Genomic DNA, 21,480 nt, shown 5'->3' with positions numbered 1-21,480 from the left:
AAAAAAACAGGTATAGAGAAAATTCAAAATCAGCAAATAAGTATCTATTCGCTTATCAATGACCATTTATGTAATGGGTTGTGAGAATGGTTTATTGTAAGGCTAACGAAAGGAGATTTCAAATTAAGCTTTACTTACGTTACTGTTATTACAAAGAAAAATAGTAAAGTTTACATCAATTGTCATACAAGAGTTTCTTCAAAAATTATAAATTATGGTCAAACCTTTATGGCGGTCTCTATTTTGCTCTACATTTATCATCACCAACAAAATATACATATATGTTAGCAATGAATTTCCGCGGATCTTTCCGCGTGCGCGCAGACCGCAGTATGCCCGAACCGAAAATAGAACATCCTGAAGATGCTATTGTGCGGGTCTTAAGATCGTGCATTTGCGGATCAGATCTGCATCTCTACCACGGGCTTGTTCCCGACACACGTACAGGTACTACATTTGGCCACGAGTTTATTGGAGAAGTCGTTGAAATCGGCTCTTCTGTACAAAAACTAAAAGTAGGCGATAAAGTGATGGTGCCATTTAATATTTCCTGCGGAAAATGTGCCTTTTGCAAGCAGGAACTGTATGGCAACTGCCATGAATCAAATCCAATGGCCACTGCAGTAGGCGGTATTTTTGGGTACTCCCATACGGCGGGAGGTTATCAGGGTGGACAGGCAGAATATGCCCGTGTTCCTTATGCAGATGTAGGCCCAACTGTCATTCCTGACTGGATGGATCCTGATGATGCGGTTCTTCTAACCGATGTAGTACCTACCGGCTATCAGGCAGCAGAAATGGCAGGCATTCAAAAAGGCGATACGGTAGTAGTTTTTGGTGCAGGACCTATCGGTATAATGGCAGCCAAGAGTGCATGGCTTTTCGGAGCAGGACGTGTAATCGTCATTGACGAACTGGAATACAGACTTGATTTTGTAGCGAAATATGCTCAATGTGAAGCTTATAATTTTAACAGTATCGGTGACCCGGTCGTCTTTATAAAAACACAAACTGACTCTTTGGGAGCAGATGTCTGCATTGATGCTGTAGGTTGTGAGGCGAAAGGAAATCTTACGAATACTGTTCTTGGAACAAAACTGCTTCTACAGGGTGGTTCTACCACGGCTCTTCATTGGGCCATTAATTCGGTGAAGAAAGGTGGAATCGTTTCCATCGTTGGGGTTTACGGTCCTACAGATGCTTTGGTACCAATAGGAAATGTGGTAAATAAAGGAATTACCATCCGGGCTAACCAGGCAGCCGTAAAACGCCACTTGCCTAAGCTTATTGAACATGTAAAAAACGGAATTCTTGATCCAAAGCAAATCATTACTCACCGAATTCCGCTGGAAGAAGTAGCTGATGCCTACCATATATTTTCACGGAAACTGGACGGATGCATAAAGACCGTGCTTATTCCACCGAATGCTTAAAAAGTTTTTAACTTAAAAATATTACAAGATGCTTACAGACGAAACAAAGCCTTCTGATTTTAAAAAAAGTGAAGAGGCAGATTACAGTCATATAAAAGGTTGGGGAATCGACGCAGATCCTAAAAATGATCCCGTTTATCCCATGAAGAAACGTACCAACGGAGAGCACCAGGGCTATTCCTGGGAAAGACCAGCACAGCAACATGAAAACGTTGAAATTTTAAAGTCCGTAGAGCGGCCTAATTTAACTGCTGCTTTTGGAACTGCCTCACCACCGAGAGGCCTTAACGGAGAAATCAGGAAATTTGCTTTCAAATACAGTGAATCGAGCTATGGAAGATGGCTTCCGCTGGTTTTGGCAGACCGTGTGGGAGCGTTTGAAGGGATTATTGAAGACCTAAAAAAAGGTTATTTGCCTAACATTTTTGCTGAGCGCGGCTGGGGATCGGAATGGAAATACAATAGAAAGAATTTTCTGCTTAAGATTGCTGTAGCCGCTGCGGTCACAGGCATTGCGATAACTTTATTAAAGTCAAAAAAGAAAAAACATAACTAATATATTCATGGTCGGAAGAAATTCCGGCCTTTTTAAAAGCATTATTGGTACTCCTAAAGCAAATTCTAAACCCCATTAATTTTTAAGTTCTGTTAAGTATTTCATTTCATCGATTATTTTCAATCGCTGAACATAACTGATCAGGAGCTTAAGCCTCAAGAATGATGTCAGTATCCATCAGTATGCAATATATCTTAATTCCGATTGCTGCAAATTTATGACATTTCATTAATCCATCTGAAAGTAAGATTAATTCTTTCTTTCATCGGAACTGTTGATTTAGCAATTCGATGCTGCCAGTTTTCCTGTAGATCACCTTTCATAATCAGCAGTGATCCGTGGAGAAGTGGAAGGCTGTATTTGCTCTGATGGTGGTCCTTTTTTCTAAAGTCAAAGTTTCGGGTTTGCCCGAGACTGATCGACGCAATAACCGGACGCTTGCCGTATGGCTTTCTTTATCACTGTGCCAGGCGACTGAATCATTATTGTCGCGGTAGAGATTTAATAATACACCATTAAACTGGTATCCGAATTCTTTTTCTATTCTTTCTTTTAAAGAAAAAAGTTCCGGAGTCACGTATTTGTTTCGGATGTATTGCTGTCAGCACGTTCATATGATTTTGCATCACCATACCATGCTCTAAGTCGTGGTGTCAGAACGGTTTTGTCGTACATCTTCTGGGTACGCTGTTCCCAGGGCGCATTTTGAAGCAGTTTGTTTTTCAGCATATCGGCTTCTTCCCTGCACAGAAAGTGTTCTCTATATTCCAGAAACTGAGTTGAGTCATTGTAAATTTCTAATAAAATTTTTTATTTTTACAAAATCCCTATTCATTGGGATTTTTTTTCATCATTTGTGTTTTTACTTCCCTTCGGGGAAGTTTTTCGTTTAGTGACTGATTAGCTCTATTAATGTCTTTTAATCAAAATGAAGTCAATTCTTATCTCCCATTTTGTCTTTGATTTGCCTTATATCGGTTTTAATTTCTGTGATAAAACTTTGAATATGATGTTCTGAAAATTCATCGGGTTCATATTCTTTTGTATTGATACTACAAGCGAATTCCCAGATTTTCCAATCGTACAATTCGATATGTTTACGGCAGAAGATATTGGACTTGAAAAATTTGATATTTTATCACAGAGAGGTTTTGGAACGATTAAAGATGCTGTTCATCTGATTGAAGAAAAAAGAGGAATTACCATAGATATTGAAGATACCAGAATCTCGAAAAATGAAGCAAAATGCAATACTTAAGCATTGGAAAAACTATAGGCTGTTTTTATATCGAATCACCAGCTATGTGGGGGTTACTGAGGAGATTGAAATGTGACAATTACAAAGTACTGGTGGCTGCATCTTCCATCATACGACCAGGCGTTGCTCAGAGCGGTATGATGCGCGAGTATATCTTTCGACACAATCATCCTGGGCAATTTGAATACTTCCATGACGTATTCGAAAAAGAACTGGGTGAAACCTATGGTATTATGGTTTATCAGGAAGATGTGATCAAAATCGCAATGCACTTTGGCGGCGTATCAGCAGCTAATGGCGATATCCTCCGAAGAGCTATGAGTGGAAAAGGACGTTCTCTTTCCGCTTTACAAAAATTAAAAGAGGATTTCTTCGAATCCTGCAAAAGAAGAGGACATCCTGATCAACTTTCACAGGAAGTATACCGGCAAATTGAATCCTTTGCTGGCTATTCATTTTGTAAAGCACATTCTGCCTCTTATGCTGTGGAAAGTTATCAAAGTCTCTACCTGAAAACCTACTGTCCTATTGAATTTATGGTAGCCGCTATAAATAACGGTGGCGGGTTCTACAGAACATAAGTGTATGTTCATGAAGCAAAAATGGCTGGAGCGGTGATTCATAATCCATGCGTTAGTCTCAGTAAATTTCAAACAACCGTATATGAAACTGATGTTTATTTAGGTTTAATGCACATTGAAAAATTAGATACCTCAATTAAGCTCTTTATTCCTGAAGAAAGAAAAAAAATGGCAATTACACATCATTGGAAGATTTTGTAAACAGGATCAATATCGGTAACGAAACTTTACAGATATTAATTTTTGTCGGTGCATTCAGATTACTGGAAAGCAGAAACACGAACTATTGATTGAAGCAAGGTTTCTTTTATCAAGGAATCAGTACAAAACAAAAATAATCTCCCTATTTGATGAGCCTCAAAAAGATTACGAGCTACCTGTTATCGAAAGAAATCCTTTTGAAGACGCCTTTGATGAACTGGAAATATTAGGGTTTCCCGTTTCATATTCCATCTTTGATTTATTAAAAACCAAATACCGTGGAGATGTGATGGTTAAAGATTTGTTGAAATACCACAAAAACAGGTAAAAATGCTTGCTTATTTAATTTCCAAAAAGCATGTTCCTATCAAAATGAGGAATCATCCCGGTAAAAAAGGCGATATGTATTTTGGAACATGGATTGATGCTGACGGACAGTATTTTGATACTGCGCATTTTCCTGACAGCCTCAGACAGTTTCCTTTTAAAGAAGGTGGCATTTATTACTTACTCGGAATTGTTGAAGCGGATTACCATTTTCCAACGATAACCATTGTCAAAATGGTGAAGATGCCACTGAATGCTGATCCGAGATATTCCATGGATGAGGAAAAATCTAAAGAAGTTGAAAATAGTCTTCGGGAAGATGTGAGCTTAACTTTCAGACAGCCTTATCCACAAGAGCATGAAATTGAACTTCCGAGACAAAAATTGTTATGATAAAAGCAATCAGTTAGTAATCAAATAATTTGTATAGAAAATCAGATTAGTAATTTTAAGTATTTCTTAATTAGCCACATTTAAAAGAGTAATTGCAGGTTATTTCTTATATTTGAAATATTACTTTACAATTGCTACTTATAAATATGATCAAATCTTTTTTTTTCGGTATTTTTTTACTCATATATGCAAATTCATTTTCCCAAACTTTTAAAAATGACAGCGTCAAATCATTTATAGATACCTCTATTAACCTGGTAAGATCACATGCTGTAGATACATCTAACATCACATCGATTGAAAGCACATTATACAGTAAATCTAAAGACCTCAATTCAGTTTCCGACCTGGCTCCTTTATACACCGAGGTCTTCGAACTACTTAAGGATCATCACGGAGCCCTGAAATATAAAGGCAGGACGTATGGATGGAACAAACCTACAAATTCTGTCAATGCTTATGTGAAGAATCAATTAAAAACTGAGAAGTCCGTGGTGAGCCTGGTGATTGACAAAACAATTGCCTACATCAGAATTCCGGGCAATGATGACTTTAGCTTTAAGAAAGTCGATAGTATTGCCAATGACATCACAAGTCATATCAATAAAGTCAATTCAGCTAAAATAAAGGCCTGGATCATCGACCTCAGAGTCAACACAGGCGGCAATATGTACCCTATTCTACTGGGGTTGAAAGAATTCATTGGCAGTGATCATATTGTTTTCGGAGGCTTCAGGAATTCTAAAGGTGAATCTTCAGGTAAATGGGAAATCAGGGACGGGAAAATGCTGATTGATGGTATCGAACTTGATAGAAAAACACAACTAAAAATTCCGATTAAAAAAGATATTCCGGTTGTAATCCTGACCAGCTGTTACACGGCAAGCGCCGGCGAAATGACAGCCATATCTCTGATTGGAAGAAAGAGAACTTATATTGTGGGTGAACCGACCGCTGATTATACGACCGCTGTCCAGGGTTTCAGGATCAATGAGGATGCCGGACTCAATTTATCTACCGATTACGTAACAGATCGAAATTCAAAGATTTATAAAAGCAGCATTCAACCTGACATTGAAGTTTTGCAAGGCGACAATCTTGAAAATCTTAAAAAAGATAAAAAGATTTTGAAGGCACTGGAACTGCTGAATAGGCAGACCAAAGTTTCCAATACTACGGAAAAGTTCCGATGACTGATTTAAGAAAATAGAATAAATAATTTATTGTTCTAGCTCCGCTGAATATCTTCTAAATTCCCAACAAAGGTATTGTTATTTTCCATGTATTAGATATCACGGCATTGGTATACTCTCAAGAATAATAAATTGTTATTTTGGCACTTCCAGCCCCACATCCAGCAATTAAGAAATGGTAAGATCAAGATCAATAATACTTGTTTCATATTATTTAATTTAAATAGCACTGTTATATAAGTAAATCAGTTTCTTTTTTAAGAGGTCTATAGTTTTTTATTCCAAAAAAACTATAACCGGCCGAATAGATTTGAAGATTTCCATTTTCCTCATATAGAATTTTCGTACATCATAATGTAATTTCTGTTATTCCGATTGGTTTTGCAATTTGGGAGCCCGTATATTATAAGATATTTCCTCTTCCCTATTTTCTCCTTTTGTAAGAGTGTAGTATAATGATTTCCCTTCCCAATAAAAAGTGTTTGGGTCGCTGATTTGAACCGTCAATTTCTTGCTGTCTTTGCTGACATAGATTCAATTTAGCAAAATCGGTTATGTTTCGAAATTTTCCATGCTTTAAAACACATAATTAGCACATCTAAACACCTAATTTACATTAGTTTGGAGTATCCGCAGGATCGGCTGAATACTGTACTGGGCCGATTAGAAAGATCAACCGAACTTGAAAGAGGTAATTTGAAAGGCTGCTTCATTTATACTTATGCTTTAAAAATCATTATTTAAATCTAACTTTTGCCTGTTATTAGTCTCTTATGTTTTTCCCTTTCGATATCAATAATTAAAGTGCTATATTCCTTAGCATATTCTGAGTTCATATTCAAAGATTGGAGGCAAATCTCATCAAATTATTCTTAAAATTAATTTTATTGGCTTGAGTTCTTTTAAATTGATAACATCCGTTTTGTAATTCCCGGAATACTTTCTTCCAATGTCGCTAAAACGCTTATTGTTACACACATTGAATAAATCGTCGGCAGTTAGCATTAATCCCAGAGATATGTATGCACGGCAAAACCCTGCATAAGACTACATTTTAACAATGAAACGACAGGTAACGGCGTGGGGAATTTTTCAGTGCAGTTTGCCAAATAAGAATACATGACCATTAAAATTTAATGATCATGTATTTCTTAAATTGTAGGAATTTCAGTACTCATCTCGGCAATAGATGAAAATGTGCTTTTAGAATTTTATGCCTGTAAAAAATTTCGTTACAAAAATAAAGGTCTTTTTCTGTTTTCAATGTCACATCATATATCTATTTCGCGAATTTGATCACTGTTAATAATCATTAATAAAGTTAAATAAGACAAAATTTTTAGTGGAGATAGTACAAATCTAATATTAGTAATTATCATTAAGGATAACTTAATAATAGCAGGCTATCATTTTATAATCAACACTTTAGAATCAAACACCTTTGTCTTTTTAAGGCTAAAAGTATAGTACATTTTCCCGAAAACGATACATATTCTATTTTAAAGTTTGGGATAATATCCATAAAATTACACTTTTGAAATTCTACAAAATCACACTGATTATTTTTAAAGAAAACGTGCACGAACGAAATCACAACAAATTTTTTAGATGGAATTTTAAATTTAAAAACGTATTGAATTTCCTATTTCGGAAATTATTAAAATAAAAGAATATTAACCAATTTAGCTGAATCATCTAATGATGAATCCTCTCCATTTCACTATCCTATGAAGCAAAAAATTTAATTATATGAGAGGTAGTATGAGATCCTACTTCAAAGATCACCCATATTCTATATAAAAGTACCCAATTTTTTACTTGAGCAACTGATCCTGTATCTTCATCTCACTTTCGCAACTTTAATGTGAAAAATATCATGAACTCATATATATAGAGAAAAATCTTACTTGTGCCTAGATAATTCGATTTTCCACAAAATTAACAGATTGAAAAAAAGAACATATAAAACCTTCAATAATACCCTCGCTACACATCTTTTTAAAGGATGTGGAAAATTAAGCTTCTTAATATTTGTTATTTTTTTTTATTCTCTGTATTCCCAAGAAGGTTTTGGTACTTCTACTCTTATCAGTTTAAAAAGTAATGCGGAGATTTATTCTTCCGATTCCAATTTCAATCAGCAGCTTGTTGCACAAGGCAGTACGAATTACAGAGTTATTAATTTTGGTGAGGGCCTTCTGTTTAAATCTAAAGATCTTATTGTCGAAAAAAAATATTCCAAACCCAAAACACAACCTTCTTTACAAGCGATCGGCTTGCTGAGTTCCGGAAAACTTAGGAAAATCGTATCGGATTATGAAAAGCAGAAGGAACTTTTTAACTTTCGCCATATAGATAGCGCTCCCTTTTCAAGGGAATTACCTTATTCTTCAGACTCCAACCGAAGCTATCTTCTTCCTTCCACAACATACAAAAATTTTTCCAAGGTCTTTATTTCGCAATATAAATATTTGATTGGACCAGTATTAGAAATCCTCTATGTAGAGAAATATATTTACATTAATAACAGATCTTTTAATTTTTGTTTTTCTAAAGTATTTTCGGTAAGACCCCCACCGTTGTTTATAGTCTAAAAACATAATCTGTTAAAACACTTGTTAAGGTTTTTTATTAATAAACTACCCAACATAATCAATTACTTTATGACTAATATAAATTTAAAAAAAATAAAAAATATAGCCGCCTGCATGATGTTGCTTGCGGGAGGCTCGGGATTTGCACAAAACTGTCCCTCCATGGCAGAAGGAACACCCATTTTTAAGAATGATTTTGGGACAGGAAGCACAACGACGACCGATCAGTACGTCGTAGGTCATACATATCAAGCTTCTAATCCACAAGACGGATTTTACAGTGTGACAGCCTCTAATACACAAAGTTCAACTTATATAAAGACGGATCTTAACGGAAATAAGGACGCAGGATATAGCGATATCACAGCAGGCTCTACAACCGGAAGATATCTGGCTATAAATATCAACTCCGGTGGAACGCTAAATACAGTAATTTACCGCGTCAACAATCTAAGTGTTGTTCCTGACAGGCTTTACAGATTCAGGATTGATATGGCTGGATTATGTAATTCTTGTGCAGATGTTCCAAATTTACAGTTAAGCATAAAAGACAGCAATGATAACGTTCTGGCTACTGCTAACTCGGGCAATCTCGGAGTTGCCAACGATGATGTATGGAGAAGGCTTAATCTCTCTTTTACAGCTACAACAACAGTCGTTAAAATAGAGATTGTTAATTTACAGGCAAACGGAGGCAATGGAAATGATGTTGGTATTGATAATATTGTTCTTACACCTGTCGAATGCGATTCAGATGGTGACGGAATTGCCGATTCACTGGATCTTGATGATGATAATGATGGGATTGAAGACTGTATTGAAAGAGGATTGGACTCCAATTCAACGATAGGTACCATTTTTAAGCTAAACGGAACAGCAACGCAGGTCAACTCTAAGCAAGTCCGTTTAACGCCTGCATCGAATACGCAGGCAGGTCAGATGTGGTCTTACGGAAAAGTTGATTTCAGCAAAAGCTTTACTTTAAGTTATGAGGCCAATTTCGGAAGCAGTGACGGAGGAGCTGACGGAATCGCTACGGTATTCCATAATTCTTCGGCAGGAGTAGATGCAGTTGGAGCAACAGGGGCCGGTATCGGAGCACTTGGCATACAGAACGGGATTGTTCTCGAAGTAGATACCTATGATAACGGGCCGAGTTTAGGAGATATTCCCAATGACCACGGGCAAATATGGGCTTCCGCCAGTCAGAGCGGAGCTAACCTTCTGACAACAGCTGTTGATTTAGGCAACGTTGAGGATAATGTTTGGAGAGCGGTGGTGATCACTTGGGATTTTCCAACCAAGAAATTATCTTATACTGTAGGCGGGATTCTTGCAGGAACTTACACATTTCCTGCATCCAATCCAATTACCAGTTATTTTGGGGGTGCAAATAAGGTTTATTTCGGATATACAGCTTCCACAGGAGGTGCAGTTAATGAACAAAGTGTAAGGTACACCGATTTCTGTTCCCAACTTCCACTTGAACTGGATACTGATGGAGATGGAATTCCAAATCATCTTGATCTCGATTCCGATAATGACGGATGCCCGGATGCAATAGAAGGGGATGAAAATGTAACCCTGAACCAGCTTGTCTTTGCCGGAGGTAATGTTACGTCAGGAACGGGATCTGCCTCTCCGAATAAAAATTTATGTGCTTCTTCCGCATGTGTTAATACATTGGGAGTACCAACTCTGGTAAATTCCGGTGGTGCTGCCGATATCGGTGGTGATCAAGGACAGGGAATCGGAACTTCCCAGAACAATGGTATTCAGCCTCCAGGATGTTCAACTTGCTATAAGCCTGCGGTTAATTCCGGGACTATCCTTAATACCAATGCAGGTATTTCCGCATTAGGCAGGGCAGGCAGTAACGGTGACAATTGGCCAATGGTAAGAAAAGGAGCCTGGATAGCTTTGGAAGCTAAAACCAAAGGGCTGGTGATTAATCGGGTGGCTTTCGACAATACCGGAAATCCTGTAGGAATCTCTTCCGGTAATTTTATAGAGGGAATGATGGTTTACGACACTACCAACAATTGTCTTAAAGTTTACACTACAAAAGATAACGGAGCAACTTACCGATGGTATTGTATGGAAAACCAGACTTGTCCGGATTAATGACGTATACAACTAAAAACTAAATTTTAAAAAATGAAAAAAGCAATCAATATATTTTTTCTACTGTTATTTACATCGGGATTTGCTCAGGTGGCTATTGGTAAATCTTTAGTAAGCAACACAGCGGTTTCCCTGGAATTCGGCAATGGAAACAGAGGTATCATTTTACCCTGGGTGACTTCTGCAGCTTCAGTAACAGGAGCTGTAGACGGCACGATGATTTATGACATCACCGATAAAAAAGTAAAATATCTGAAATCTGGAACGTGGTATGATCTGACGGTTGACTCGTCAGGAGTTGCGGATACAACCCTTCAGGATTCAAAAGTAGAGATTGCCGGTGCCAAGGTAGTGATCGGCAACGGAGGAGCTTCAGATACGACACCCGGAATTCTTGTACTGAACGATACCAACAAAGCCATGATTTTACCTAAGGTAGCCAGCCCGCATCTGAACATCATCAACCCATCTGCAGGAATGATGGTTTATGATACGGTAAAGCATCAGTTTGCAGTATTTAACGGCACAGTATGGTCTTTCTGGAAACCATTATAATGCCTGATAATTCGTATCATAATTTACTACAAAGAAAAGTAAAAATTTGTGATATCACTATTTCCATACAAATGATAATAATTGACATTAGGCTAAAGTGAAGGAGCAATCCTGAGCTTTAGTCTTTTTTATTTCAACATGGCTTTTTTCCATTACTTTACTTTTGAAAGTAGTTATATGATTTTCCACTATTTGCACCGTTGTCACTTTAATCGGTAACCAATTATTTATAGGGTAAGGAAAAGATTGAAAACTCGAAATAAATGTGAGCCTTAGAAAATTTTGGATAATATGGAAGAAAACGGAATTTTAAATAGTGAAGCCTTTGCAACAGTTTCCTCTACGGTTGAAATTACTCATTAAAAACCAAAGGCAAAAAACTGGAAACAAGCATTAACGAGATTTGGAATGGTGTTGGAAAATGTGAATGATTGAAAATGGAAATAAGCAATTTTATAAAGAAATGATCTTACGGAAAAATGATAATTTAGGTTGAATCCTGAAACGAAAGACAATATCTTTCGGACCGTAAGAGAAAGTAAATTGAACCTTAGGCTAAAGTTTAATACCAATTTAATAAGGAACTTTGTCTTATTAAATTCAATCAATCAAATGTCAGAAATTACAAAAATTCAGTTAGGTCAGAATGGACCTTTGGTTTCAAAGCTTGGCTTAGGATGTATGAGAATGTCTTCAATCTGGGGTGGACCAGCACCAGATGAAAAAGAAAGTATTGCAACCATTCATCAGGCTTTGGAAAGCGGAATTAATTTCCTTAACACAGGAGATTTTTACGGCGCAGGTCATAATGAGATGCTCATAGGGAAAGCAATCAAAGGAATACGTGATAAAGCCTTCATTAGTGTCAAATTCGGCGCTATCTTCCATAATGGACAGTGGATCGGTATGGATCTCCGTCCGGTTGCGATCAAAAACTTTGTCAACTACTCTCTTACCCGTTTGGGAATTGAAACCATCGACCTTTATCAACCGAGCAGAATGGATGGCAGTGTTCCAGTAGAAGACATTATTGGCACCATCGCTGGTCTGGTTGAAGAAGGCAAAGTACGCCATATCGGCGTTTCTGAAATTACAGCAGATCAGCTTCGTACTGCCAACAGCATCTACCCGATCAGTGCTTTGGAAACCGGTTATTCACTGGCAGACCGACAGATAGAAATTGATCTCCTTCCTGCAGCAAAAGAGTTAGGAATTGCCGTTGTAGCTTTTGCCAACACTGCTGAAGGTCTACTGACGGGAGATTTAAAAGCTCCACTCTCAAAAGATGATTACCGAAATCATTTTTCCCGCTTTCAAGGTGAAAACCTAATCAAAAATCTTGAAAAAGTTGAAGTTCTGAAACAGTTGGCTCAAAACAAAGATTGCACACCAACACAGCTTGCAATTGCATGGGTCAATAGTCAAGGTGAGCAAATTATGCCGCTGGTAAGCATGAGCCGAAGATTAAGATTGCCCGAAAATATTGCTGCAATGGATATTTTATTTACACCGGAGGAAGTGAACGTTTTAAACAGTACATTTGCAATAGGTGCCATCAAAGGCAGCACGTATTTACAAAGATAAATGGAAAGCCCAGCAGAAATCCTTCCAGGCGTTATATTTTACTCTTATCTTTCTTCAGAACGGAAGGAAAAAGCATGTATATGGAATCACCATACTTTGGTATTGCAGGTATCCGGTCAAATGGTTTTGGAGACCTCGGAGCAGAATTTAACCATCTCTGCCGGAGAAGTATTGCTGATTCACAAAAATCAGTTAGGAACGCTTATCAAAACACCTGAACCTGGCGGACAGTATGAAACCGTGGTGATATCTTTACAAGAGGATTTGATACGTAAGATTATTTTAGAGGAAAAAATGGAAGCTTATGGTAAGTATATTGGGCTTCCAAATTTAGTCATCCCCAATGATGATTTTCTGAAAGGCTATTTCCAATCCATTGTTCCGTATGCCAGAAAATCTGGTGTCGAAATGACAGACGAAATGGGCCTCTTAAAAGTGAAGGAAGGCATTAAGTTAATGTTGATGGCCATTCCTGAGCTCCGGAATTTTCTGTTCGATTTTTCAGAGCCGTATAAGATTGATCTTGAAAAATTTATGTTGAGTAACTACCAATTTAATGTTCCGTTGGAAGAGTTTTCTAAATTAACGGGTCGAAGCCTTTCCGGATTTAAGAGGGATTTCCAGAAAATATTTGGAATGCCGCCAAGAAAATGGCTGCAGGAAAAGAGACTGAATGAGGCAAGGCATCTCATTCAAAATAAAAACAAAAAACCATCTTCCATCTATCTCGATCTTGGATTTGAAAGCCTTTCTCATTTTTCTCACGCTTTCAAGAAAAGATTTGGTAAAGCGCCGACTTTAGATTTGTAAAATAGATCTTTAGTACTATTAATAAAAGTCCTGAGATTTTTTAATTCATCAGGGCTTTTACTTTCTGCAAGTTTAACATCTTCTAAATTTCAGAGATGATTTTTCAGACTAATTAAATGACTGTCTGAATTCCACAGGGGTCTGGGTGGTTTTGCTCTTAAACAATCTTGTAAAAGACTGGGGGTATTCAAATCCCAGATGATAGGCAATTTCAGATACCGATAGGTCAGTCGTGGATAATATTTCCTTTGCGGTTTCGATGACCTTGTTGTGAATGTGCTGCTGTGTATTGAGCCCTGTTAACGAACGAAGCATATCACTCAGATAGTTCGCTGAGACATTTAAGTGATCGGCTATGTTCTGCACAGTAGGCATTCCCTTCTGCAATTCTTCATCAACGTTAAAATAAGATTCCAAAATTTTCTCAAATCTCTCAATAAGATGATTATTTACTGCTTTAAAAGTGATAAACTGCCGTTTATAATAGCGGCTGCTGTAATTCAGAAGAAGTTCGATCTGCGAGATAACTACATCCTGGCTGAAGTCATCTGTTCTGCTTTTAAGTTCTTCATCAATAATTTTAAAAACTGAAAAGAAAGTTTCCTTTTCTTTTTCTGAAATCTGCAAAGCTTCATCCGTTGAATAGGAAAAAAATCCGTATTGCCTGATCTTCTTTGCCAATGGATAGGAAAGAAGAAAATCAGGATGAAGCAGAATAAGGAAGCCTTTCGTTTTGTTATTCTTCGGCTTTTCAAAAACCTGCCCCGGCGCTGTAAACACCAGGCCTCCTTCGCCAAAATCATAATGATGCTGACCATATTTAGCACTCCCTATCGTATCCTTATAGGCGATCTTATAAAAATCCAATACCAGATTTTCCGACAACCCTTCCAAAGGAAGTGTCATATCTTCCAGACGGATGAAACTGACCAGCGGATGTTCAGGTTTAGCCAATCCGAACATCTTGTGAAATTCAGATAGCGATCGAAATTTATGCGGATAATGTTGATTGTTCTTCATTTTTTTGATTCTTAAAAAACGACACTTGAAATAAAGATCATTTCAAGTGTTGGATATGTAAAAATAGGAATTAATTACCAAGGTGTCTCTCCGTATTCTGGATTATATTCTTCGCTGATGAATTTACCGGTCGGTCCGTCCTGACCGATCATTGCGTACGTAGCAATTCTTTTTCCACCTTCTTCCACTGTTCCGGTACCTCTGTGATTATTGAAATCTGTAGCAACAAATCCCGGGCAGACTGCATTGACTTTAAATGGGGTGTCACGAAGTTCGTACGCAAGATTGATTGTGTACATATTCATAGCGGCTTTTGAAGCGGTGTAAACGGCAGCTTTATGACTGTAATAGATCCAGCTTGGATCAGAATGTAAAGTAAGCGAACAGCCACTGGAAGAAACATTAACTATTCTTGGCTCATCAGATTTTTTAAGTAAGTCCATAAATGCCTGAGTCACTCTGATGACGCCGTATAAATTGGTATCCATTACATTTTGAAAAGCTTCTACGGGAGCTTCGAGTGCAGCCTGTGGCATTCCGCCATTGATCCCTGCATTGTTAATAAGGACATCCAATATATCCGTCGCCTCTCCGATCACTTTTCTTGCGTTTTTTATGGAAACAATGTCCGTGACATCCAACTGGATAGCTTTGGTATTTTCGAAACCTGCGTTTTTAAGCTCCTGTACTACAGATTCTCCGGTGTCAATATTGCGGCTTCCTATAAATACAAAATATCCGTTTTCTAAAAGTTTTTTGGCCGTTTCAAATCCAATTCCTTTATTGGCTCCTGTTATTAATGCTGTTTTCATTTTAATTTATTTTAATTTTTGTTTTTTGATTATAAATCTGCGCAAATTCTTTTGAAAAATCTTCTAATTTTACTTTACCGAAGGTTGGTTTATTGTCATAAAAATCTTTATACAGGCTGCCGTCGCCCTGAGCCTTCTGCATCGCTACCATTCCCTTAGCTATCCATTCATTAATTCCCACTGAAAGCATTTGCTCTAATAATTCTTCACCTGGAATCACTTCCCATTCCAGATTAGGATTATCAATTGCTTGTCCCAAAGCCGAGGCAATTTCATCAGGAGAAACCTCATCGCTGGCGATATAATGAACAGTTCTTCCATTAAATGTCTTTTGCATTTCATCAGCAATGGTCGCTGCTATATCATACGGTGAAACCCAAGGTTCTTTTCGACTTCCTCCATAGCTTTGAATAATTTTACCCTTAAATTGTATTGTCGGAAGCGAGCGGTAGATATTGCTAAAAAATCCTACGGGGCGCATAAATTTTATGGAAACATCTTCAGGAAGAGTTTTTAAGATTTGTTCAACATTGTAATGCACCAAGAGACTTCCATTGCCTTGATCAGAGTGCGCACCGATACTGCTTAAATGGATGATCTTTTTCACAGCGGACTTCTGAACAGCTGTTACATAATTGTTAGCTATATTTTTAAATTCAGCTAAGAAATCGATCTCTTTATCAAAAAGACTTCCGATGCCTTCCCAGGCTTCCATTAAATAAACGACATCTTCTCCTCTGAATGTTTCTGTTAAAAACTCTACATCCTTAATACTTCCTATAGCCGCAAAAGCACCAAGATCTTCTATTTCGGAAATTCTTTCTTTCTTACTGCTGATTACCGTAACCTGGTGTCCGCATTGTACCAACAATCTGGCAAGAGGCTTTCCGATGTTCCCTAAAGAACCTGTTAATACTATTTTCATTGTCTTGATTTTATAATTACAAAGTTGAACTAACCAGCAATCATAAAATTAACAGAATCGGGGCAACACTTAACCAAAATGAAAATTCAGAAGAAATTCTATCTTAGATATTGCCATTAATTATTCTCATTTGAAAGAATTACCTGTAAACAAATCATTTATATCTTTCTTTGAAAACGTTGAATTTACGCTTGCAGAACAGTCGAAATCAGAGATCTGATATATCTTCATAATTATGTTGGGGATAAGCATTGGAAATTAAGCCCAACTGTTAAACAATGACAAAAATTGAAGCATCCGACTAAAGTCAGATGCTTTAAAAAATCATAGAAATAATAAAAGTCATTTATAAATGCTTGAATGCAATGGCATCGACCTCGATAAGCATTCCGTCCAGTGCCAATTTTGGAACGGGAATCAAAATACTTGCAGGAAATTTGTTATTATTCCATACTTTATACATTTCTTCTGTCCAGATTTTAAGTTTCTCCTGATCGTGATCAACAATCAAAATAGTAATTTTAAGCACATCATCAGTGGTCAGATCAGATGATTTAAGAACAGTGGCCAGGTTTTGCAAAGCAGTTTTGACCTGCTTCCTGAAATCATCCGAGAGCTGATGTTCTAAACCTTCTCCACCGCTTTGTCCGGAGATAAAAACGTAATTTCCGTTACCTAAAGCTGCTGCTGAATGGGTAAATGCAAATGGCGTAGGATCGAAGAGTCCTTTAGGGTTTTGATATTGGATGTTTGACATATCTTTTTGATTAAAAATTGAATTGTTTTGATTTTCAGAACAACCTGTAAATAATAAAATGAAGAGTGGAGAAATCAGAAAATTACATTTCTTATTTCTAAGATTTTTGAGATTACTCATAATTTGTAAAAATTGATTGAGTTGAAATATTTGATTAACAGAAGCCCTCAACCAATGTAACACACTGATTTATAGTTACTCTTGGACAATAACTGTAGCCATGAAGTATGTAAACGATGGGTAGTTTCTTAGTTTTACTTTTCGATGGATGTGCTACAAATGTTTTAATGTCCTTTTTCATTGCTTCACTGTAAACATTCAATGAGTCGACCTTTTGAGAAAACATATTGGCTCCGATGCAAGTGACGACTGATGCAAATAAAAATTTTATCATTATCATTGATTTTGTGGGGGCAAAGTTAGATAACTCGATTAACAAAATGCTTTACATATGTTGAGTGATCATAAATAAATTCAATATTTGAAATTTCTTGCTGCTGGATTTTCAATTTACTATATCTTTATACAATGACAGCATTTTGGGAATTTATTAATCGTTACACATTGATTTCTGAGGAATCGAAAGAAGCGTGGTCTCTATTGTTAAAAACATCTGAAGTAGGAAAGGGAAATCATTTTTTGGAGCAGGGCAACATTCCTAAAGACATCGCATTTATCAAAAAAGGACTGCTATCATATTATTATCTTAATGAAAAAGGCGAGAAAATAATCAAACGTTTTTTTTCTGAAAACTCATTAGTAGCTTCCACAAGTGCTATATTAAAACAGAAGCCAGGCTTTTTTTCTATTGAAGCTTTAGAGAACACCGAACTGATCAGTTATCCTTTCAACGATTTCAGAGAATTGACGATAAAATATAATGATATTGCCAATTTCTACATTACTTATTTGGAACGTCACTGGGTGATTGAAAAAGAGTTTGCCGAAATTACACTTAAATCTGCTACAGCAAAACAAAGGTATTTAGAGTTTGTGAAAAATTATCCGGAATTGATTTCGCGCTTGAAACTTCACCAAATCGCCTCTTATTTAGCCATTACTCCTACTCAACTCAGCAGAATAAGGGCTGAGCTATAAATGCTCTATCAACTTATGTAAAATACTTTGCTAATTAATCGATCTTACCATTCATCAGATCTGAAAAATGGTTACTACAGAGTGAGAGTAGCGGTTTATAAAATAAATATGATTTAGCTATATTTCTAAACATTGAAAATTATTAATGGGATGCTTTTTGGTTAAATATAACCATTGACAATAGGTGTACAATTAATATAAATTTGCTCTCAATAAGAATCACCTTGCAAATCATCAAATATAGGCAGAATTATAAGGAAAGATGTATACACATCTTCAAAACCAACCTCCCTAACATTTTTTGCTAAGGAAAAATTACAATAATTTAAAGAATTTTTGGATCAGTCTGCAAATCAATATTATATAGTTGAAATTAATGGCTTTATGGTAGGCTGTGGAGGAATTTATTTCGATGAAAGGAATAATGAGACAGGACTATCCAGGGGTATGGTCGATGCCAATTACCACGGGAAGGGAGTTGGTAGACTATTCGCCCGTTTCCGTTTAGATCTTTAAAAAAAACTGAATGCAGATGAAATGATTACAATCGAAACTTCCCAACGTACTGCATCATTTTATAATAAGAATGGTTTCACAGCTGTAAATATCATAGCTAAGGACATTAGTGACGGACTTGATAAATACTTTATGAAGATAGACAAAGACTTAAAATCCCACATTGTTAGATTCTATTATATTTTTTTATCTAATTACATTGCATAACCTAATACCTTTTAAAATATGTTTTATAGATTACAACAAATTAAATTTGTCCAATGGATGATAATTCATATCAGATATCTTGTTGCATTGGCATTCGTCCCTTCCGGGTTTACAAAAATAATTGGTGAAAGATTTACTCAATTACCTACAACCAGTGCAATAGGACAGTTTTTTGAAGTACTTTATCTTTCCGGTATCTATTATAACTTTATAGGTGTTATGCAGATCATTACCGCAATCCTTCTTATGACGCAGCGATTTGCATTAATTGGAACATTTCTCTTTTTAGCGGTAACAGCCAATATCTGGATGATTACAATTTCAATGCACTTTACAGGTACCTGGATCATCACAAGTTTGATGATGTTTGCGGGTTTAATTCTACTTTATTGGGATAAAAATAGAATTGCAGAATTGAGTTCGGAATATGATTCACCAAAAAAAATGTATGCTCCAAAGGTATCAAGCATCTGGGTCAATGCGGGTATAATTTATATAAGCACCTTACTCATCCTTTGCTTTGTTGGTTCGAAGACCGATATGTTATCTAAAGCCGTTTATGTTATAGCACTATTTATTTTAGTGGGCACTGTGGTTTACACCAATTTTGTTTTCTGGAAAAAAACAAATCAAAGTAAATAAAATTAAAATTCAGCAATATTACTTTATAAGTTAAGACATCATCAAAGAAAATATCAATACTTTTACGCATCTTTATTTTTTGAATAAAGTAAAATTAGAAAATCCAAAATTTTCGCAGTTACTATGAGTTGACATTTTGGTATAATTATTTATTAACTTTCTAACAAATCACTAATGATTTCAAAATAATGCAATGTCGGAAACGACAATAATCCCGACTCGTAAAACCGTTGTTGTGATTTTAGGCCCAATTAAAATATTTTCTAAAATAAAGCTTGAATTCAAATGCCTTAAATATCGTTCGAAATATTCTTCATCATTTCATTTCTAAGGAAATCACATCGATAACTTTTATCAAGTCATCTTTGATTATTTAAGATTTAGAAGCCGGCTGAAGTCAGGCTGCAGCAAATTATTTCATAGCCTTGCTCAGTAGTAACGATAATTATCATTGAACCGATTTAACCGCAGCTCCTGTTAAAAAATTTTTAATGCAAGATTATTTTGACTAATCACCGAAATTTTTGAATGACTTAAAAATTTAATTTAAAACATTTCTAAAAGATGCCCGAAATAATCTTTCTTGGTCGTAACATAAGACGCATTGACTGAATTAGATTCAATTTCCAAAGGAATTCTTTTATTGAGCATAATTCCGCTGTTGTAGAAAGCTTTCAGTTTTTTCTGGATTATTGGTCAACAAATTTACTTCAGTAACTTTAAGAATTTTCAACATCTCGATTGCGACATCAAAATTTCTACCATCTGCCGGTAAGCCTAATCTCAAATTAGCTTCTACCGTATCAAAACCTTGTTCCTGAAGAGCATAAGCTTTTAATTTATTGATGATTCCTATATTTCTGCCTTCCTGTCTGAGATAAATAATCATCCCTCCGTTTTCCGCCATAAACTTCATTGCGGTATCCAGTTGTTGCCCGCATTCACATTTCCTCGAATGAAAAACTTCTCCGGTAATGCACTCTGAATGGAAACGTACGTTAACAACTTCGTTAAATCTGTTTTTTCAGCAACCCAAACCAAATGTGGACTCCAGTCATTTTCATTTTCTGAAAATGCATAGACGGTAAACATTCCAAAATCGTTTGGTACATTAGATTGAGCCTGTATTGTAAGCATTAGTTATATTTTAGATTATTCTTATAGTACAAATTTATACTATATTTATTTAATTAGTAAAATTAATTACTAAATTTGTTGATAAATAATTATCAATAATGGAACAAGAAAATATAATTACAGAACACAAAATATTTGAATTGTACGGCGATTATATCTTGAATCACGGCGAAAGACCAAAAAGCATTTACTGCTTCGCAAAAGACAATGAGTTCGAAGAAAAAGACTTTTATGATTACTTTTCAAGCTTTGAACAGATAGAAAAATCAATGTTGGCCAATCTCTTCGATAAGTCTGTAGAGCTGGCATCGGAAGTTAACAGTTCTGATGAAATTACTTCCAAAGAAAAACTGTTGAATGTTTATTTCATCTTTTTTGAAAATATGACGATGAACCGTTCTTTGGTTTTGATGATTTTAGTAAATAACAAATTACATTCGGCAAAAATGTCAAATCAGCTTAAGGAAACACATCGGCAATTCATCAGAACTCTCGGTTTTAATGATTGGGAAATGATTCAAAAAGCAAAAGATCATATGAAAAATTTCCATGAAAAAGCTCGTGAAGAAGCTTTGTGGCTGCATTTGGTCTCCGCCATCGAATTTTGGAAAAAAGACACATCTCCCTCATTTGAAAAGACAGATATTTTCATTGAAAAAACAATTGATACAGGATTTGAACTGATGGATAATGAACCTTTACGAAAAGTAGTTGATCTCGGAAAGTTTTTATTTAAAGAAAAATTAAAAAAATAGTA

Annotated in this window: 17 protein-coding genes and 2 pseudogenes; 13 read left to right on the top strand and 6 right to left on the bottom strand. The window is 36.1% G+C overall.

Features of this window, described 5'->3' with window-relative positions:
• Positions 1-281 precede the first annotated feature (281 nt).
• Complete coding sequence (locus ACR1PN_RS02175; protein WP_433978676.1) at positions 282-1,433, top strand: zinc-dependent alcohol dehydrogenase; 1,152 nt, start codon at positions 282-284, stop codon at positions 1,431-1,433.
• A gap of 28 nt (positions 1,434-1,461) precedes the next feature.
• Positions 1,462-1,989, top strand: coding sequence for a hypothetical protein (locus tag ACR1PN_RS02170; RefSeq protein WP_433978675.1), 528 nt, complete (start codon positions 1,462-1,464; stop codon positions 1,987-1,989).
• A gap of 215 nt (positions 1,990-2,204) precedes the next feature.
• Here ACR1PN_RS02170 and ACR1PN_RS02165 read toward each other — a convergent pair whose 3' ends face one another.
• Positions 2,205-2,408 (bottom strand): alpha-ketoglutarate-dependent dioxygenase AlkB, encoded by a 204-nt coding sequence (locus ACR1PN_RS02165; protein ID WP_433978708.1) that lies wholly within the window; start codon positions 2,406-2,408, stop codon positions 2,205-2,207.
• Between the two features lie 641 nt (positions 2,409-3,049).
• Here ACR1PN_RS02165 and ACR1PN_RS02160 point away from each other — a divergent pair.
• The 7 genes and pseudogenes from ACR1PN_RS02160 to ACR1PN_RS02130 form a co-directional block, all read left to right on the top strand.
• Positions 3,050-4,749, top strand: a pseudogene (locus ACR1PN_RS02160) (DNA polymerase III subunit alpha); the annotation flags it as partial.
• Between the two features lie 146 nt (positions 4,750-4,895).
• Positions 4,896-5,942 (top strand): S41 family peptidase, encoded by a 1,047-nt coding sequence (locus ACR1PN_RS02155; RefSeq protein ID WP_433978674.1) that lies wholly within the window; start codon positions 4,896-4,898, stop codon positions 5,940-5,942.
• A 1,946-nt stretch (positions 5,943-7,888) separates the two neighbouring features.
• The gene (locus tag ACR1PN_RS02150; RefSeq protein WP_433978673.1) at positions 7,889-8,536 is read left to right on the top strand and encodes a hypothetical protein; all 648 of its coding nucleotides are present in this window, start codon (positions 7,889-7,891) and stop codon (positions 8,534-8,536) included.
• 162 nt (positions 8,537-8,698) lie between these two features.
• Positions 8,699-10,660, top strand: coding sequence for an L-type lectin-domain containing protein (locus ACR1PN_RS02145; RefSeq protein ID WP_433978672.1), 1,962 nt, complete (start codon positions 8,699-8,701; stop codon positions 10,658-10,660).
• 33 nt (positions 10,661-10,693) lie between these two features.
• Positions 10,694-11,215 carry a hypothetical protein gene (locus tag ACR1PN_RS02140; RefSeq protein ID WP_433978671.1) on the top strand — a complete coding sequence of 174 codons (522 nt, stop codon included), beginning with the start codon at positions 10,694-10,696 and terminating at the stop codon, positions 11,213-11,215.
• 612 nt (positions 11,216-11,827) lie between these two features.
• Positions 11,828-12,799, top strand: coding sequence for an aldo/keto reductase (locus tag ACR1PN_RS02135; protein ID WP_433978670.1), 972 nt, complete (start codon positions 11,828-11,830; stop codon positions 12,797-12,799).
• The gene (locus ACR1PN_RS02130) at positions 12,800-13,609 is read left to right on the top strand and encodes a helix-turn-helix domain-containing protein (protein WP_433978669.1); all 810 of its coding nucleotides are present in this window, start codon (positions 12,800-12,802) and stop codon (positions 13,607-13,609) included.
• A gap of 108 nt (positions 13,610-13,717) precedes the next feature.
• Here ACR1PN_RS02130 and ACR1PN_RS02125 read toward each other — a convergent pair whose 3' ends face one another.
• From ACR1PN_RS02125 to ACR1PN_RS02110, 4 genes are all read right to left on the bottom strand, one after another.
• Positions 13,718-14,629, bottom strand: coding sequence for a helix-turn-helix domain-containing protein (locus tag ACR1PN_RS02125; RefSeq protein WP_433978668.1), 912 nt, complete (start codon positions 14,627-14,629; stop codon positions 13,718-13,720).
• A gap of 74 nt (positions 14,630-14,703) precedes the next feature.
• Complete coding sequence (locus ACR1PN_RS02120; RefSeq protein ID WP_433978667.1) at positions 14,704-15,441, bottom strand: SDR family oxidoreductase; 738 nt, start codon at positions 15,439-15,441, stop codon at positions 14,704-14,706.
• A gap of 1 nt (position 15,442) precedes the next feature.
• A complete protein-coding gene (locus tag ACR1PN_RS02115) occupies positions 15,443-16,366 on the bottom strand; it encodes an NAD(P)H-binding protein (protein WP_433978666.1) in 924 nt (307 codons plus the stop codon).
• Positions 16,367-16,712: 346 nt separating this feature from the next.
• Entirely contained in the window at positions 16,713-17,123 is a 411-nt protein-coding gene (locus ACR1PN_RS02110; RefSeq protein WP_276161533.1) for a RidA family protein, read from the bottom strand.
• A 528-nt stretch (positions 17,124-17,651) separates the two neighbouring features.
• Between ACR1PN_RS02110 and ACR1PN_RS02105 the strand changes: the two genes are divergently transcribed.
• The 3 genes from ACR1PN_RS02105 to ACR1PN_RS02095 all read left to right on the top strand — a co-directional run bounded on the left by ACR1PN_RS02105 (position 17,652) and on the right by ACR1PN_RS02095 (position 19,586).
• Positions 17,652-18,221 carry a Crp/Fnr family transcriptional regulator gene (locus tag ACR1PN_RS02105; protein ID WP_276161532.1) on the top strand — a complete coding sequence of 190 codons (570 nt, stop codon included), beginning with the start codon at positions 17,652-17,654 and terminating at the stop codon, positions 18,219-18,221.
• 336 nt (positions 18,222-18,557) lie between these two features.
• Entirely contained in the window at positions 18,558-18,737 is a 180-nt protein-coding gene (locus tag ACR1PN_RS02100) for a GNAT family N-acetyltransferase (protein WP_433978665.1), read from the top strand.
• Between the two features lie 264 nt (positions 18,738-19,001).
• The gene (locus ACR1PN_RS02095) at positions 19,002-19,586 is read left to right on the top strand and encodes a DoxX family protein (RefSeq protein ID WP_433978664.1); all 585 of its coding nucleotides are present in this window, start codon (positions 19,002-19,004) and stop codon (positions 19,584-19,586) included.
• Positions 19,587-20,132: 546 nt separating this feature from the next.
• Here the strand turns inward: ACR1PN_RS02095 and ribA are convergent.
• Positions 20,133-20,723, bottom strand: a pseudogene (gene ribA / locus ACR1PN_RS02090) (GTP cyclohydrolase II).
• A gap of 98 nt (positions 20,724-20,821) precedes the next feature.
• Between ribA and ACR1PN_RS02085 the strand changes: the two are divergent.
• Entirely contained in the window at positions 20,822-21,478 is a 657-nt protein-coding gene (locus tag ACR1PN_RS02085) for a TetR/AcrR family transcriptional regulator (RefSeq protein WP_276161527.1), read from the top strand.
• The last annotated feature ends 2 nt before the right edge of the window (positions 21,479-21,480 follow it).

This window comes from Chryseobacterium sp. RLHN22 (genome assembly GCF_051011795.1).
Lineage (GTDB): Bacteria > Bacteroidota > Bacteroidia > Flavobacteriales > Weeksellaceae > Chryseobacterium > Chryseobacterium zhengzhouense.
This window is presented reverse-complemented; position numbering and strand designations above follow the sequence as displayed.